Below are 16700 nucleotides of genomic sequence, written 5' to 3'. Positions count from 1 at the left end.
TCTTACGGCCGAGCAGCAGCATGTGATCTTCCGCGTGCTGCAAATTGGTCGTGGTCATGCGGAGCAGGTTCTTGGCCACCACGGTGTCGCTCTCCGCCACGGTCTCCAGGCTGTGCCGCTTGATCAGGCGCACGGTGGTATCGACGACAGCTTCTGTAGTGAAGCGATGCGTGCGCCCGTTCTCGAGGCCGAAGATATCGCCGGCGAGATGAAACGCGCCGATCTGGCGGCGCCCGTCCGACAGCAGCTTGTAGCTTCGTACCGCGCCGGTCTTGACCTGATAGATGTACTCGGCGGGCTCCTTCTCGCCGTAGATCTCATTGCCCTTCTTGTAGGTAAATTCGCTCAAACTCACGATCGGATTTGAGCCACTGCTCATTCCAAGATCGTGCAGTGAATTGGGGCGGGGCAGGGGATCGCTCGTGATGCGTACGAACATAGGCCGACTCCTCAATCCATCGCTGAATTGGTCTCAGGCGATTCATGGCCAGGAATGTGCCGCGCTATCCCACTCCCGCTGGGGTTGCTTTACGACGACGGCGGCATTTCCAGCCATTGTCTCGAGGGCCATTGTACCAAAGGACAGGCGCTGCAGTATCTTGCGCGGATTGAGAAAATGGCGATCTTGTAAAATGCATTTTGATTCTCTTGGTACTACTACTTATGAATTGTTGGCTATGCCCGGTATCATCCATATGGGCAACTTGATCGCCGATTGACTCTGCGTCTCAGTGCGGCGGAAACTCCAATGATCGTCGCGGCTAAGAGGTGAAAGTGCCAGGGCTGGTGCACGTGGTCGACGACGACGCCTCGTTTCGGACGGCGATCGAGCGCCGGCTGAAGCTTGCCGGCTACGATGTCGCAACGTACGCTGCGGCGCAGGAGCTGCTTGATCGATTGCCTGATCCTGACAGGCTGGGATGCGTTCTGCTCGACGTGCAGATACCGGGACTGAGCGGTCCGGAGTTGCAACGCCGACTCATTGAGCTGGGTTCGACTCTGCCGATCATCTTCCTCACCGGGCACGCCGATACGGCAACGACCGTGCGCGCCATCAAGGCGGGCGCCGAGGATTTTCTGACCAAGCCGGTCTCGTCGGAGCAGTTGATCGACGCGATCGAGCGCGCCATGACCCGGCATGAAGCCGCGCGCAGCCAGCGTAGCAAGCTCGACTCGCTCAAGGCGCTGGTGGCTGCACTGACCCCGCGCGAGCGGCAGGTGTTCGATCTGATTGTGCGCGGCAAGATCAACAAGCAGGTTGCTCACGAGCTCGGAACCACCGAGCGCACCGTAAAGGCGCATCGCCATCAGGTGATGGAAAAGATGCAGGTTCATTCACTCGCGGAGCTGGTATCGATCGCGGAGCGTCTTGGGATGCTTGATCCCAAGGGCGATCGCAGCGGCTAATCGGGATCCGTTGGTCGCGGTTGTGCCTCATACCCTATACCCAGGGACAATATGAAAGGTGGAGGACGACGTGTTCTATGGTGGCCTAGTAGCTTTGCCTGGCTTGTTAGCTCCTCACCAGAAGGCCGCTTCTCGTGCCGATCCGCAGATCCGTGTTCGTTGTCGACGACGATGCGTCAGTGCGCATCAGCATCAAACGGCTTCTGCGCGAGCACGGTTTTGCGACGCTGCTGTTCGACTCCGCAGCTGCGCTGCTCGATCATGCCGAGTTCGAGAGCGCCATGTGCATCATCATCGACATCAATCTGACCGATCAATCCGGCATCGACCTGCGTCGGCGGATCGCCGACAAGGGTGTCTCGGTTCCCGTGATCTATATCACCGGAAACGACTGCGAGCGAAATCGCTCCGCGGCAGTCGCATCGGGATGCGTGGCTTACCTGAGCAAGCCCTTTGCGGCGCAATCACTCGTCGATCTGATCGAACGCGTCGGCGAAAACAGATTCTAGTGTCGGTTTCGTGCCGGTTCATTCCTCGATGTCCTGTTCCAGTGTCTTCGCCGGCGCGCCCTTGTGAACGGAAGCGAATTGCGCCAGGGGCAACGAGGTCGTAAGCGACAGAAGGTTGGAATCGACGACCTCCAGGACCAGCGTCTTTCCTGCTTCCATCTCCTTGATGATCTTGGGATCGGCGACGTCCGCCGCGATGCAGGCGTTGGTGAGGCACCAGCTATAGGGCACCTCGTAGGGGCTGCCTTTGTCGACGGTCAGCTTGGCGGGATGTTGCAGGTACATGCCGACGGGCACGAACAATTGCAACCTTGCCGTCCGGTCGCCGTCGCGCTCGATCAGGTCCACCCGCATTGCCATTTGCCCGGTCGGAAACTTTCCGGTGATAGATGTCCGGCACAGCATCGGCGCACCGCCGGCCTTGAAGCAGAGCTTTTGCCAATCTCCGTAGGTGATATCCTTGGCCTCGCGCTGACCGCGCGTTGCGGCTCCGGCGGGCTTGTTCTTTGGCGCGGCAGCCTCGGCCGTCGCGGTGGCGACTGCGATGGCGACGAGCAGAAGCCCCGCGAGACAATCACGAGCATTGAACATGGTTCGCCTCCAAGCATCTGGCGTCCGGTTTATTTCTGCGCGTCAAGAAACCTCGTGACCAGTGGTGACCAGATCGGGATCGCATCGGGCGAGCCGATGAAGAAGTGTCCTTCGCTGCCGAACGGCGGCATGAGGTGGTATTCGGCGTTGCCGCCGGCGGCGGTGAAGGCCTCGTGCATGCGCTTCGTTAGGACCGGCCCGAAATAGGTGTCGTTCTGGATATAGATCCACAGCATCGGCACACGCGAGGTGCGGCCGAATTCGCCGGTCTGTGCGACGAGCTTGTCGGGCGCGCAATTGTGGTTCGGCTTGCCGCCGACGCGGCCGACGCGGCCTCCCGCGAAGACGATGATGGCCTTCACTTGCGGGGGATTGAGACTAGAGAGCGCGATTGACGCCCAGCCGCCGGCCGATTGCCCGACGACGATGACATCCTTCGGCACGATGCATTTTTCGGCGGCGAGATAGTCGATGATCCAGAGATCGACTTGCGCGACCGCGAGCCCGGGATCACGGAAGTTCGGGTGGGTGCACTTGCCGACCTTGGAGAAGAACGGGCCGTAGAGGCCGCGTTCGGGGATATCGATGGCGGAGGCGCCATATCCCGTGCCGACAGGGGCCACCACGAAGTTGCCTTGCCTGGCAAACCATTTGGCGGCGTCGCGGAATTCCACCAGCGGGAAGAAGCTGCGGTCGGTCGGGTTGAGTGAGACGCCGTGGTTCATGATCACGAGCGGGAAGGGGCCGTCTCCCACCGGGCGCACCACATAGGCGAACATCGGCAGCGCTAGCGGCAGTGCCCAGATCTCCTCCTGGATGCGAACGTCGTCCGCGCGCGTCGGCACGACGATGGCGGCGAGGACGAGCAGGGTTGCTGCCACACGACGGAGAGCAGCGCCAGCGAGTAGCCGCATCGCTATGATCCACCCGAGAGTGTCCATGATCGCATTTGCCTTCGGCAGGGGTGCCGTGATCTCACGCGCGAAATCCAGGGATTGCTTGATCCAGATCAAGCCTCGCTGGTGGTAAGGCATTGCCTATGAAGTCATGCAGGACCTGCGCTCTTTGCGCTGCGACGCCGGTTGCTCCGAGGTGCACGCATGAAAGGACCGCCCGAGCCGCATGTGAGCTCGATGCGATTCTTCCCGCCGTCGGGCTGGCTCGCCGTGTATCGCAGCGAGTGGCTCGCCTCGGACGCGATCGCCGGCGTCACGCTCGCCGCCTACGCCATTCCTGTCTCGCTCGCCTACGCCGCGCTGGCCGGCCTGCCGCCGCAGGTCGGCGTCTACGGCTATCTCCTCGGCGGCATCGGCTATGCGTTGCTCGGCTCATCGCGGCAGCTCGCGGTCGGCCCAACCTCGGCGATCTCGCTGATGATCGCCGGCACCGTCGGCGCACTCGCTGGCGGCGACGCGGTGCGATATGCGCAGATTGCAAGCCTCGCGGCCTTCGCGGTGGCGGTCTTGTGCTTCATCGCCTGGCTGTTCAAGCTCAGCGTTCTCGTCCGCCTGGTCAGCGACAGCATCCTGGTTGGCTTCAAGGCCGGAGCCGGGCTCACCATCATCATGAGCCAGTTGCCGGGCCTGTTCGGCGTCCCCGGCGGCGGCCACAACTTTTTTGACCGCGTCATCAAGCTTGCCGGCCAGCTTGGCGAGATCAATCTTCTCGTCCTGGCGATCGGCGCGATTGCGTTCCTCCTTCTGCTGCTCGGCGAGCGCTTTCTGCCGGGACGGCCGGTCGGCATCACCATCGTGGCGCTGTCGATCGTGGTGGCGACGCTCTTCGGCTTTGCGTCCCATGGCGTCCCCGTGACGGGCAAGATTCCCGAGGGGCTGCCTGCGATTGGGGTGCCGACATTTGGCCTTCTGGAATTCGACGATCTCTTTCCGCTCGCAGCAGGGTGCGTGCTGCTGGCCTACATCGAAGGTGTCTCGGCGGCGCGCAGCTTTGCCGCCAAGCACGGTTATCCCCTCGACGTGCGGCAGGAGTTTCTCGGGCTGGGTGCGGCGAATCTCGCCGCAGCGTTCGGCCATGGCTATCCAGTCGCCGGCGGCCTGTCGCAATCCGCCGTCAATGACAACGCGGGCGCGCGGACGCCGCTGGCGCTGATCATCTGCTCGGTGACGCTTGGGCTGTGCCTCCTGTTCTTCACGGGGCTGTTGACCAACCTGCCCAAGGCCGTGCTCGCGGCCATCGTCTTTGCTGCCGTCTACAAGCTGGTGGACATCCGCGCGCTGTTGCGGATGTGGCAGGTCAGCCGGATTGATTTCTACGCCGCGGCGATTGCGCTCGTTTCCGTGCTGCTGCTCGGTATCTTACAAGGCGTCCTGCTGGCGTCGATTGCTTCGATCTTCCTGCTGCTGGCGCGCGCCTCGCAGCCGAATGTGGCGTTCCTCGGCCGGCTGCCTGGCAGCGGTCGTTACTCCGACAGCACGAGACACCAAGGCGTCGAGCCGCTGGTCGGTGTCATCGCGTTCCGGCCCGAGGCCTCGCTGCTTTACATCAATGCCGAGATGATCCTCGATACGGTCCTGATTGCGCTCAAGAGGTCGCCGGACATCCGACTCGTTGCGTGCGATCTCTCGGCATCGCCCTATATTGACCTCGCAGGCGCGCGCATGTTGCGCGATCTCCATGACGAGCTCGCGACGCGTCGGGTCGCCTTCTGCATCGTCGGCGCGCATGCGCAGCTGCGCGACCTGTTGCGGGCCGAAGGTCTGGCGGAGAGGACCGACAGCGGCCAGTGGCTGCGCTCGCTCGACAGCGTTCTGAGCGAGGGGCAGCCCGACACTGGCCAAAGAACGCTCTGATCTCCCGAAGGGCTCCTTATCGTTCTCCGACGTTGTTGCATCGCGAAGGGAGGTCACTCGCACACTCAACGGCTTCGTTACATCGCACGCGACCGTTGACTTGGATCAATGGAGCACGCCGCGCCGCACTCACGATCCAGCATCACCTCGCCTCAGGGATCGGGAGACAACCATGTCTAAGGACACGAAGCCCGTACAGAAGCGCATCGATCAGTTCTTTTCCGGGCCCGGAGCGCGGGCGGACGACTGGCGCGATCTGGTGGAAGCTGCGAAGGCATGGGCTCGCGGCGGCGATCGCGCAAAATACGATGCGGCCCTGGCTGATCTGTCGGCGACCGAGGAGTTTCACGGCTATCCCGGCCTGCAACTGATGGCGGCACTGCGAGAAGCGGCCTCTAGCGGCGATGCGGCAACATCACTGGCTCTTGCGACGCGGATCACGCAAGCGCTGGCCACGCGATCGTTCCGGCAGCATGCCGGCGACTGGAGCGCGAAGGAGGACGGCAATGGCGATGCGCCCGAGCTGGTGTCGCCGACCTTCGGCGCCCATGCGGCGCGCCGGCCCTATTTCGAGACCCTGATCGTCACCGGCGTGTCATCCAGCAACTGGCCGGCGCTCGCGGCCGAATGGCGCAAGCTGCGACGTCCGGTCGACCAGTTCGTCTATGAGCCGGTCATCGTCGGCAGTCTCGAAGACGCCTTCTGCGCGACGATGCTCAATCCCAATATCGCGGCGGTCATCATCAACGAGGGCTTTGGCCTGCGTTCGCGCCACAACGCGCCGGTGCTGCGCTCGATCACGGCCGCCGCCGGTCTCAACGACGAATCCGATGCGTCGGCGCTCCGGCTCGCCCAGATCATCAAACGTGTCCGTCCCGAGCTCGATCTCTACATGATCTCGAACCGCGACGTCGAGGAAATGGCCGGCAATCCCGAAGCCAACGTGGTTCGCCGCATCTTCTACTCGGTCGAGGAGCTCCTCGAGCTTCACCTGTCGATCCTCGAGGGCATCCAGGATCGTTACGACACACCGTTCTTCGACAATCTCAAGAAATACGCCCAGCGCCCGATCGGGACGTTCCATGCGTTGCCGATCGCCCGTGGAAAATCCATCTTCAAATCCGACTGGATTCGCGACATGGGCGAGTTCTACGGCCCCAATCTGTTCCTGGCCGAGAGCAGCGCGACCACCGGCGGCCTCGACAGCATGCTCGAGCCGACCGGCAACATCAAGAAGGCTCAGGAGAAGGCGGCGAGGGCGCTCGGAGCTGACCGCGTCTTCTTCGTCACCAACGGCACATCGACCTCGAACAAGATGGCGGTGCAGGCGCTGCTCGCGCCGGGCGACATCGCGATCGTCGATCGCAACTGCCACAAGTCGCACCATTATGGAATGGTGCTGGCCGGTGCTCAGCCGGTCTATGTCGAAGCCTTCCCGATGACGGAATATTCGATGTATGGCGCCGTGCCGCTGAAGACGATCAAGCAGGCGCTGCTCGGTGCGAAGGCCGATGGTCGGCTCGACCGCGTCAAGATGCTTGATCTGACCAACTGCACCTTCGACGGCCACATCTACAATACCCGCCGAGTGATGGAGGAATGCCTCGCGATCAAGCCGAACCTGATCTTCCTCTGGGACGAAGCCTGGTTCGGCTTTGCGCGGTTCTCGCCGTTCCTGAGGCGGCGTACTGCGATGGGCGCCGCCAACGAGATCGAGGCGTGGATGCACGATCCCAAATCGGTCGCAGCCTATGAGAAGCAGCAGGCCGAGCTCGGCAAGAACCCGTCGGACGAGGTGCTGCTCAAGACCCGCCTCATCCCCGACCCGCGCCAGATACGCTTGCGCGTCTACCAGACCAATTCGACTCACAAGTCGATGTCTGCGATCCGCCAGGGCTCCATGCTCTCGGTCAAGGACGTCGAATTCCACACGGTCGAGCAGCAGTTCAAGGAGGCCGTGTTCACGCACGCTTCCACCAGCCCGAACCAGCAGCTCATCGCCAGTCTCGACATCTCGCGGCGGCAGATGGAGCTGGAGGGCTATGGCCTCGTCGCCAACGCGATGGAGATCGCGCTCGCCATCCGCCAGGCAGTGAACAACAATCCGCTCATCTCGAAATACTTCCGCATCCTCGGCGCGGACGTCATGGTGCCCGCCCAGTACCGCCAGAGCGGTTTTACTGACTATCTTGCGGCAGGCGTGAACTGGGCCAACACCTTGAAGAGCCTGGACGACGACGAGTTCTGCCTCGATCCGACCCGCATGACGCTGGTGTGCGGCACCGCGGGTTACGACGGCACGCAGTTCAAGGGTATCCTGGCGAACGAATACAACATCCAGGTCAACAAGACCTCGCGCAACTCGGTTCTGGTCCAGTCCAACATCAACAACACCCGCAGCGATGTGGCGCATCTCATTCGCGTCCTCGCCGAGATCGCGGGCGAGGTCGATCGTGGGCTTGCCCAGGGAGGCGCGAACGCGAAGAAGACGTTTGAAGCCCGGGTGACGAGCCTGACGAAGGATGTGCCCGATCTGCCGAATTTCTCGCATTTCCATCCCGCTTTCCGCGGCGATGCCGGCAGCAAGACCAACGAAGGTGACATCCGCAGCGGCTTCTACTCGGCCTATGACGCGGCGGGTTGCGAACACATCCGCCTCAACGATCCCGAGATCGACCGGCGCCTGAAGGCCGGGCCTGAGCTCGTCTCGGCCAATTTCGTGATCCCGTATCCCCCGGGCTTCCCGATCATGGTGCCGGGGCAGGTCATCACGCAGGAGACCATCGACTTCATGCGCAAGCTCGATGTGAAGGAAATCCACGGCTACGACGCCAAGGAAGGGCTGAAGCTCGTACGCACCGAAGCCTTGGCGAAGATCGGCCGGCCCAAGCCCGGTGCGCAGCCGAAACTGAAGGCCGCCTCTTGAATAATCCGACGTCAAAACCCAAGGAGAAACCAAAGTCATGAAAAAACTTGCCATCCGCGCCGCTCTGGTCGCCCTGCTCGCAGGCGTTGCCGGTTTCAGCACGCCATCACGGGCCGAGACCGGCCAGGTCGCCGTCGTCTTCACGAAAGGCGGACTGATCGTCGGGGTCGGCGGCGGCGATGGTGTGCTCCACTTCCGGGGCAAGAATTATCCGTTCACGGTCTCCGGCATGAGCGTCGGCTTCACGATTGGCGCCTCGACGACAAAATTTGTCGGACGAGCGCTCAATCTCAAGGGGCCAGCCTCCATCGAGGGCTCATACGCGGCGGGTGGAGCGGGCGGCGCGGTTGCCGCAGGCGCCGGTGCCGTTCAGCTGCAAAACGCCAACGGCGTGATCCTGCAACTCACCGGGCCGAAAGTCGGTGCCGAAGTGTCGGCTGCGATCGGAGGAGTCACCATCAGGCTGAAATAGCTCTCGGTGATCGAGCAGCGCCCACTCGGCCCGGCGGAACACAGCGCTCTGTTCAAATACTCCGGTTCCGTTGATCTAGGTCAAGTTCTAACATGATCAGCACCCGACGTTGTCGTCGGGTGCTGATCGCTTGTCGCGCGGCATCATCGAAGAGCGAACGACGGCACCCCAATCAATGGAGGATACGCCATGCTTCGTTATCTTCTCGCTGCTATTGCGGCGTTGGTTCTTCTCACGACCTGCCTCGTTCCGGATGATGCCTTCGCGCGCCGCGGCGGCGGTGGTGGCGGTGGCGGCTTCCGCGGTGGTGGTGGCGGTTTCCACGGTGGTGGTATGCGGGCCGGCGCCGTTCATGCTGGACGTATTGGCGGTGGCGGCTATCGCGTCGCCGGAGGAGTGCGTCCGAGCCATCCGATCGCCGGTCGTCCGATCGCGGGCCGGCCGGGTTATCCGGGGCGTCCGATCGCCGGCTATCGTCCGGGCTATGGCTATGGCTGGCGCGGACCCGCTTATGGCGCCGCCGCCCTCGGAGCCGCAGCGGTCGGTGCATACGGTGCGTACGGCTATTACAACAACAACTACAACAACAACGGCTGCTATCAGGACTCCTACGGCAGTTGGGTCTGTCCGCAGCAATATCCGTATAATTATTGAGGCAAAGACGGATCAGGCCGCCACCACGCGGCCTGATCCGCTCAATAGCGCTCCTCGACGAATTTCAGGCCACGCAGGCTGGCTTGGTCGTTGTAGCGGCCCTTGTCCGAACGCGGGGGCAGCGTGATCTTGTCTTTCTTCACGCGCTTGTAGGGGATCGACTTGAGCAAGTGCGCGATGCAGTTCAATCGCGCCCGCCGCTTGTCGTCGGAGCGGATGATGTGCCAGGGCGCGTGTTTCGTGCTGGTCTTCCTGAGCATCAGGTCGCGCGCCCGCGAGTAGTCGTACCAGCGCCGGTAGGATTCCAGATCCATCGGGCTCAGCTTCCACTGCCGCACCGGATCGTCGATGCGGGCCCTGAAGCGGCGCTCCTGCTCGTCCATCCCGACCTCGAGCCAGATCTTGACGAGGATGATGCCGCCTTCGATGACGTATTTTTCCATCTGTGGGCAGAGAGCGAGAAAGCGATCGTGCTCGGCTGGCGTACAAAAGCCCATCACATATTCGACGCCGGCGCGGTTGTACCAGCTCCGGTCGAAGATCACGATCTCGCCGCCGGCCGGAAACTGCTCCATGTAGCGCTGGAAGAACATCTGGGTCTTTTCGCGATCCGACGGCGCGGGAAGGGCGACGACGCGAAATACGCGCGGACTGACCTTCTCGGTCATCGCCTTGATGGTGCCGCCTTTCCCCGCGGCATCCCGCCCCTCGAACAGGACGATCACCCGCAGCTTCTTCTCCCTCACATAATCCTGGAGATGGCAAAGGTCGACCTGGAGCTTTTCGAGCTCCTTCTCGTATTCCTTGCGCTTCATTCGCGTGTCGGTTTCGTCCTTGTCCTTGTCCTTGGCCATGCCCGTCCTTTCGCTGTTCAGCTCGAATGCGGCTGGGGGGCCGTCAATCGTCTCCCCAGGAGATGGTGACGCCGATATCGCCGGGGACGCCGCCGGGAAAATCGATGATCTGGTAGGCGATGCGATAGCCGCGCGGCTTCAGATGGTCGGTCCAGAGCTGGAAGATTTCCTTGGGGATGCCGGTCAGCGTGTTCTCCCAGCCCTTTTCCCGCTGGTTGATGGCGCGGCCCTTGTCGGTGCACAGCGTGTTGGGGAAGCGATAGACCTGGACTTCGGTCAGGCCGTTCCGTACTGCACGCTGGATGATGGTCGAGGCGAGCTTGACCTTCTCCTCCTCGGTCTTGCCGGACGGCTTGGTCAGCCGCTCGATCAGAGCGTGCTTTTCGGCATCGGCGGCGGCGGCAAGGCGGGCATATTCCTCGGCCTTCTGGGCCTCCTTGAGGGCTGCTTCTTTGCGGATCTGCGTGGCACTGGGAATGAGATCATCGAGGCCGGGCATGGCTGACGGCTCCTGATTGGGTGTTGGCAGTTCGGCGTTCGCGGAAAGCTAGGCTTGGCGGCGAGCCTTCCCTTTGATTCAAATCAAGCAAAATCCATACTGGGGTAGTCAAAGTGGCTGCAACGCAATGCGCAACTCGACTCCAGATTGGGGAGTGACCATTGAACGACCAGCTTCATCCGATGGCTCCGCACCATCTCCCGTTCTTTCTCGCGCCTGGAAGCGGGGTCGACCCGCTGATGGTGGTGATGGGAATATTCCTGATTGGCACCGTGCTCTGGGTCGGCACGCTGTATTGGAAGCTGCACAGCTTGCCCGAGCGGATGGCACATAAATCACAAAAGCTGCAATTCGAATTCGTCGCGGTGCTCGGCCTGATTTCACTCTTTACCCATATGCATGTCTTCTGGGTGGCGGGCCTGTTGCTTGCGTTGATCGACATCCCAGACTTCGGCACGCCGCTGCGCAGCATCGCCGACTCCGTCGAGAAGATCGCCGATGCGACGCCCGGAGAGGCCGGCGAGACCACATCGACCTCACAAAGCGGTGATGCGGTCGGCCCGCCACCGGCAGACAAGCCCGGTGCCGCGAAGGAGAAGGAGCACAGCCATGTTTGAGCTCATGTTCTGCTCTCTCCTGACCATCGTGCCGGACTATCTCTACCGCCGCTATGTCCAGGGCAAACGTTTCGGCAAGGAGATCACGTTCTTCTCTGTCTGGTACGAGCTGCGCTGGGGCATCACCGGCTGCCTGATGCTCACGATCTCGTTGATCACCATGATCTTCTATTTCCATCCGGCGACGGACTCGGCGACGCTCTATTTCCGCACCGTGCCGATCCTGCCCGAGGGATCGGGGCGGGTTGCGGAGGTGAAGGTCGGCTTCAGCCAGGAGGTGAAGAAGGGCGACGTGCTGTTCACGCTGGACAGCTCCAAGCAACAGGCTGCCTACGAGATCGCTCGGAGGAAGGTCGCCGAGGTCGATGCCGCGATGACGTCGGCGCAGTCCGATGTCGTCAAGGCCGAGGCCCAGATCCAGGAAGCCAAGGCCAACTGGCAGCAGGCCAAGGACGAGCTCGACACCAAGTCCGAACTGCAGCGCCGCAACCCCGGCATCGTGCCGCAACGTGACATCGAAAAGCTCCAGGTGCTGGTCGATCAACGGCAGGCCGGGATCGATGCGGCGACCGCGGTGAAGGAATCGGCTGCCTTGCAGGTGTCGACACTCCTGCCGGCCCAGAAGGCGAGCGCCCAGGCTGCTCTCGATCAGGCCCAGGTCGATCTCGACAAGACGATCGTCCGCGCCGGGGTCGATGGCCGGGTCGAGCAATTCCTGATCCGCGTGGGTGATGTCGTCAATCAGTTGATGCGACCGGCGGGCGTGCTCATTCCGGAGGGCGCCGGCAGGAAGGTTCTCCAGGCTGGCTTCGGTCAGATCGAGGCGGGCGTAATGAAGGAAGGCATGGTGGCGGAGGCGACCTGCATATCGAGGCCCTGGGTCATCATCCCGATGGTGGTCACGACAGTGCAGGACTACATTGCCGCGGGACAGTTCCAGGCCGGACAGCAACTGCTCGAAGCGCAGAACGGCCCAAAACCCGGCACGATCCTGGTGTTCCTGGAGCCGCTCTACAAGGGCGGGCTCGAAGGCGTGACACCGGGGAGCAGCTGCCTCGTCAACGCCTACACCAGCAATCACGAGGAGATTTCCGCAAAGGACACCAGCACGGGTCGCGCCATCGCACTGCACGTCGTCGACGGCGTCGGCCTCGTGCACGCGCTGCTGCTCCGCATCCAGGCGCTGCTGCTGCCGATCAAGACGCTCGTGCTGAGTGGCCACTGACGCCGAGGAGGGCTTCGTAAAGACGTTGGCCGTCGGCCGTTTTGCGCTAGAATGAGATTCAAGGTGCAGCCGGTCGAAGCTGCTGAGGAAGAGGATGAGCGGGCGCATCCCGATCATTGCTGCGGCTGCGCGGCTCTGTCTGTGCGTACTGGTCCTGGCCGTTGCCGGGCTCGGACCCGCGAGCGCTGCCGATCAGGGCCAGCCCAAACGCGTGCTACTGCTTCATTCCTTCGGACGGGAGTTTCGTCCATGGAGCGAGTTCGCGCGGGCCATCAAGGCTGATCTCGAAAGGCAGGCGCCGTGGCCGCTGGACATTCAGGAGCACACGCTCCTGACGGCGCGGTTCAACAATCCAGGTCCTGAAGAGCCCTTCGTCGATTATCTGCGCTCGCTCTACGAGAGCTGCCCGCCCGATATCGTCGTCAGCGTCGGGGCGCCTGCGGCACGATTCGCCCAGAAGTATCGCAAGCAGCTCTTCCCCGACACACCGATGGTCCTGACCGCAGTCGAGCAGCGCCTGGTCGATCGCACGGGACTGACCGACAACGACACGGTCATCTCGATCCATAACGACTTTCAGGCAATTTTTGCCGGCATCCTGCATGTCCTGCCCGCCACGCAGACGATTGCCGTCGTGCTGGGGGCCTCTCCCGTTGAGAAGTTCTGGCTTGGGGAGGTCAAGAAGGACGCAAAGCCGTTCGAAAACAGGGTGTCGTTTGATTGGTATTCGGGGCTTTCGTTCCAGGATATCCTCAAGCGCGCGTCATCGCTTGCGCCGCACACGGTCTTGTTCTGGGGTTTGATGTCGGTCGACGGTGCAGGTGTCACGCATGAAGGCGACATCGCCTTGCGCCAATTGCGAGCTGTCGCCAATGCGCCGATCTTTTCCTATCAGGATGCCTTCTTCGATGGCCAAACCGTCGGTGGCCCCATGCATTCGACGGCCGCAACAAGCCGGAAGACCGTCGACGTTGTTCTCCGTATCCTCGGTGGCGAGAAGCCGGGCAATATCAAGGTCGAAACGCTCCAATTTGCGCCACCACGATATGACTGGCGTGAGATGCAGCGCTGGGGCATCAGCGAAAGCAGTCTGCCTCCTGGCAGTGAGGTCCTGTTTCGCGAGCCGAGTGCTTGGCAGGTCTATCGCTGGCAGATGGCGTTGATCGCAGCGGTGATCCTGGTGCAGGCCGGCCTGATCAGCGGCCTGCTTCATGAGCGCTGGCGTCGCCGCGTCGCGGAGGTCGAGTCGCGCCAGCGCCTGGCGGAGCTCGCGCACGTCAACCGCTACGCGGCGGCCGGCGAGCTGACGACGTCGATCGCGCATGAATTGAACCAGCCGCTTGGCTCTATCCTCACCAACGCCGAGACGGCCGAGCTCATGCTGAAGGGGGCTTCGCCTAATCTCGACGAGATCAGGGAGATCCTCGCCGACATCAGGCGCGACGATCAGCGAGCGAGCGAAGTAATCCGCAGGCTGCGCAGCGTGTTGAAGAAGACGCCGTTCGAGATCACTGAGATCAATCTGAACGAAACCGTCGGCGAGGCGATCGGATTTCTGACTGCCGTGACCGACCGGCACGGGATCGCGCTGAAGTTCACGCCTGCGGCAAGCGCGGTGCGCGTCCGGGGCGATCCGGTCCAGCTTCAGCAGGTTATTCTCAATCTTATCATCAATGCGATTGACGCGATCTCCGAGGCAGAGGCGAAGGTGCGGGAGGTGACCGTCACGACGGCGCTGTCCGGCTCCTTCGCGGAAATCAGGATCGGCGACAGCGGACCCGGCATAGCTGCCGGCGATCTCAAGAACGTCTTCAATCCCTTCTTCACCACCAAGCCGCAAGGCATGGGCATGGGGCTCGCCATCGCCAAGACCATCATCGAGGCCCATCGCGGACAGATCGTTGCGGAGAACAGGTTGTCGGGCGGTGCGCTGCTTACAATCAAGCTGCCGCTCACGCGCTAGCAAGGAGAATTTTCGTAACGCATTGTCGCGCCGCAACAAGCCGGTGTGCATCCGCTTTCTTTGATCTCTGTCAAAGGAACGCAACTGCCCTAGCCCGATGCTCCCCGCCGAAATGCCAAGGGAGGTACGCGATGTTTCGCTGCGGCAGGACTCTGATTGCGCTTGCGCTGATGATGGCGATGCCCGTCGCCGCATCGGCGCAAACCCCGGCCGCCCCGAGCACGTCGGCGCCGCCAGCAAGTCAGGCGCCGCCGGCCGCGGAGCTGTTGAAGCCGGAGCAGCTGGAGGCTCTGGTCGCGCCGATCGCGCTCTATCCGGACGAGCTGCTCGCCAATGTGCTGGCGGCATCGACCTATCCGCTGGAGGTCGTGCAGGCCGATCGCTGGCTGAAGGAGCGCAAAAATCTCAAGGGCGATGCGCTCAGGGTCGAGGTCGAGAAGCAGGGCTGGGACGACAGCATCAAGGCGCTCGCCAGCACGGCCGACGTCCTGGCCATGATGAGCGACAAGCTCGAATGGACCAAGAACCTCGGCGACGCCTTCCTCGCGCAACAGCCCGACGTAATGGATGCGATCCAGCGTCTGCGCACCAAGGCCTATGACAACAAGAAGCTGGTGACGACAAAGCAGCAGAAGGTCAGCGTGCAGACGCAGGACAATAAGCAGGTGATCGTCATCGAGCCGGCCGAGGCGGGCACGATTTACGTCCCCTATTACGAACCGGCGACCGTTTACGGCGCGTGGCCATATGCCGAGTATCCGCCGTATTACTTCGGTTATCCGTCCTATATCGGCGCGGGCGTGGTGGCGGCAGGTCTCGCTTTCGGTACCGCCTGGGCGGTCGGACGTTGGGGCAACTACTGGGGCGGTGGCTGCAACTGGGGCAACCGCAACGTCTACGTCAATCACCGGACTACGAACATCGCCAATGGCTGGCAGCACAATCCGGCGCATCGTCAGGGCGTGCGCTACAACAACGTGAACGTGCAGCAGCGTTTCGGCAACACCAACATCAAGGCCGGCGCTGCCGACCGGATGGATTTCCGCGGCCGTGACGGTCAGCAGGTGCTGAAGCCCGGACAGGATCGGCCAGGCGCAGGAGATCGTGCAGGAGATCGTGCGGGCGATCGTGCAGGGGACCGCGCGGGCGACCGAGCGGGAGATCGCGCAGGTGATCGCGGCGGCGATCGTGCCGGCGCTGGCGATCGCGCCAAGGGCGGCGGGGATCGTGCCAAAGGTGGCGGCGATCGCGCTGGTGCCAAGGGTGGTGGCGACCGCGCGAAGGCCGCCAACCGCGGCGGCGCCGGCGCGGGCAATCGCGCCGCCAATGTCAACCGTGGCGGCGGAGGCAATCGTGGCGGCGCCATGAACGTCTCGTCCGGCCGAGCGGCTGCCGCAGCATCGGCACGCGGCCGCTCGAGCATGGCGAGCATGCCCCGTGGCGGCGGTGGTGGTGGCTTCGCCGGGCGCGGCGGTGGCGGCGGAATGGCGATGCGCGGCGGTGGAGGAGGCGGCTTTGGCGGAGGGGGGCGCGGTGGCGGCGGCGGTGGCCGGCGTTCAGACATCGCGCTGAAGCACGACATCGTGCTGCTCGGTCATCTCGCCAATGGCCTCGGCTATTACCGCTTCAGCTATCTCGGCAGCCACAAGGCCTATGTCGGCGTCATGGCGCAGGAGGTCGAGCGCGTGATGCCTGACGCGGTGACCCGCGGCAGCGACGGGTATTTGCGCGTCTACTACGAAAAGCTCGGTCTGAAATTACACACGTACAGCGATTGGCTCGCCGGCGGCGCAAAAATTCCTGCGGAGGTGATGCCATGATCGGCCTGAAGTCGCTTCAACGTGCAGCTCTGCCGGCCGTCATCGCGCTCGCGCTGTTCAGCTTGCCGTCGCAAGCGCAGCAATCGTATCCGACTCCGGAGGAAGCAGCCGCAGCGCTCGCCGCGGCCGTGAAGAGCGGACCGCGCGATATCCTGAAAGTGCTCGGCAGGAATGCCGACGACATCGTCTCCTCCGGCGACGAGGTCGCCGACGCCGACATTCGTCAACGCTTCACGTCGATGTACGATGCCAAGCATGCGATCAAGGCGGAGGGCAACAAGAAGGCCACGCTGATGCTCGGCCCGGACGATTTTCCGTTCCCGATTCCCTTGATCAACTCCAGGACGGGCTGG

The 16700-nt window shown here is 62.7% G+C and carries 16 protein-coding genes; 11 read left to right on the top strand and 5 right to left on the bottom strand.

Annotated features, from left to right (window positions below):
- A partial coding sequence (locus SO156_RS44040) for a cyclic nucleotide-binding domain-containing protein (RefSeq protein WP_498539194.1) occupies window positions 1-439 on the bottom strand: 439 nt, incomplete at its 3' end.
- A gap of 335 nt (window positions 440-774) precedes the next feature.
- Here SO156_RS44040 and SO156_RS44035 point away from each other — a divergent pair.
- Together SO156_RS44035 and SO156_RS44030 are read left to right on the top strand one after the other, a co-directional pair.
- Complete coding sequence (locus SO156_RS44035; RefSeq protein WP_498539193.1) at window positions 775-1407, top strand: response regulator transcription factor; 633 nt, start codon at window positions 775-777, stop codon at window positions 1405-1407.
- Between the two features lie 134 nt (window positions 1408-1541).
- Entirely contained in the window at window positions 1542-1916 is a 375-nt protein-coding gene (locus SO156_RS44030; protein WP_498539192.1) for a response regulator transcription factor, read from the top strand.
- An 18-nt stretch (window positions 1917-1934) separates the two neighbouring features.
- Here SO156_RS44030 and SO156_RS44025 read toward each other — a convergent pair whose 3' ends face one another.
- Window positions 1935-2507, bottom strand: a complete 573-nt coding sequence (locus tag SO156_RS44025) for an invasion associated locus B family protein (protein ID WP_498539191.1) — start codon at window positions 2505-2507, stop codon at window positions 1935-1937.
- 29 nt (window positions 2508-2536) lie between these two features.
- Window positions 2537-3421: an alpha/beta hydrolase family protein gene (locus tag SO156_RS44020; protein ID WP_498539190.1), complete on the bottom strand. Its 885-nt coding sequence runs from the start codon at window positions 3419-3421 to the stop codon at window positions 2537-2539.
- 186 nt (window positions 3422-3607) lie between these two features.
- Here SO156_RS44020 and SO156_RS44015 point away from each other — a divergent pair, with 186 nt between their 5' ends.
- The 4 genes from SO156_RS44015 to SO156_RS44000 all read left to right on the top strand — a co-directional run bounded on the left by SO156_RS44015 (window position 3608) and on the right by SO156_RS44000 (window position 9369).
- A complete protein-coding gene (locus SO156_RS44015) occupies window positions 3608-5317 on the top strand; it encodes a SulP family inorganic anion transporter (RefSeq protein WP_498539189.1) in 1710 nt (569 codons plus the stop codon).
- A gap of 172 nt (window positions 5318-5489) precedes the next feature.
- Window positions 5490-8243, top strand: a complete 2754-nt coding sequence (locus SO156_RS44010) for a decarboxylase (RefSeq protein ID WP_498539188.1) — start codon at window positions 5490-5492, stop codon at window positions 8241-8243.
- Window positions 8244-8280: 37 nt separating this feature from the next.
- Window positions 8281-8715: a hypothetical protein gene (locus SO156_RS44005; protein WP_498539187.1), complete on the top strand. Its 435-nt coding sequence runs from the start codon at window positions 8281-8283 to the stop codon at window positions 8713-8715.
- 189 nt (window positions 8716-8904) lie between these two features.
- A complete protein-coding gene (locus tag SO156_RS44000; RefSeq protein ID WP_498539186.1) occupies window positions 8905-9369 on the top strand; it encodes a hypothetical protein in 465 nt (154 codons plus the stop codon).
- Window positions 9370-9410: 41 nt separating this feature from the next.
- Here the strand turns inward: SO156_RS44000 and ppk2 are convergent, their stop codons facing one another.
- Together ppk2 and SO156_RS43990 are read right to left on the bottom strand one after the other, a co-directional pair.
- Window positions 9411-10223: a polyphosphate kinase 2 gene (gene ppk2 / locus SO156_RS43995; protein ID WP_498539185.1), complete on the bottom strand. Its 813-nt coding sequence runs from the start codon at window positions 10221-10223 to the stop codon at window positions 9411-9413.
- Between the two features lie 43 nt (window positions 10224-10266).
- Window positions 10267-10722, bottom strand: coding sequence for a hypothetical protein (locus SO156_RS43990; protein WP_458148967.1), 456 nt, complete (start codon window positions 10720-10722; stop codon window positions 10267-10269).
- Window positions 10723-10904: 182 nt separating this feature from the next.
- Here SO156_RS43990 and SO156_RS43985 point away from each other — a divergent pair, with 182 nt between their 5' ends.
- The 5 genes from SO156_RS43985 to SO156_RS43965 all read left to right on the top strand — a co-directional run.
- The gene (locus SO156_RS43985) at window positions 10905-11339 is read left to right on the top strand and encodes a hypothetical protein (protein WP_458148991.1); all 435 of its coding nucleotides are present in this window, start codon (window positions 10905-10907) and stop codon (window positions 11337-11339) included.
- Entirely contained in the window at window positions 11332-12564 is a 1233-nt protein-coding gene (locus tag SO156_RS43980; RefSeq protein WP_498539184.1) for an HlyD family secretion protein, read from the top strand. Before SO156_RS43985 ends, SO156_RS43980 begins: the two co-directional genes overlap by 8 nt.
- Window positions 12565-12658: 94 nt before the next feature.
- Window positions 12659-14527, top strand: a complete 1869-nt coding sequence (locus SO156_RS43975; protein WP_498539183.1) for a sensor histidine kinase — start codon at window positions 12659-12661, stop codon at window positions 14525-14527.
- 131 nt (window positions 14528-14658) lie between these two features.
- Window positions 14659-16347: a DUF3300 domain-containing protein gene (locus SO156_RS43970; RefSeq protein WP_498539182.1), complete on the top strand. Its 1689-nt coding sequence runs from the start codon at window positions 14659-14661 to the stop codon at window positions 16345-16347.
- Window positions 16344-16700, top strand: a 357-nt coding sequence (locus tag SO156_RS43965) for a DUF2950 family protein (protein ID WP_498539181.1), incomplete at its 3' end; no start/stop codon positions are given. The genes SO156_RS43970 and SO156_RS43965, both read left to right, overlap by 4 nt.

Source organism: Bradyrhizobium sp. UFLA05-125 (genome assembly GCF_059803515.1).
The sequence above is the reverse complement of the archived record's forward strand: the minus strand, read 5'-3'. Positions and strand labels throughout refer to the sequence as shown.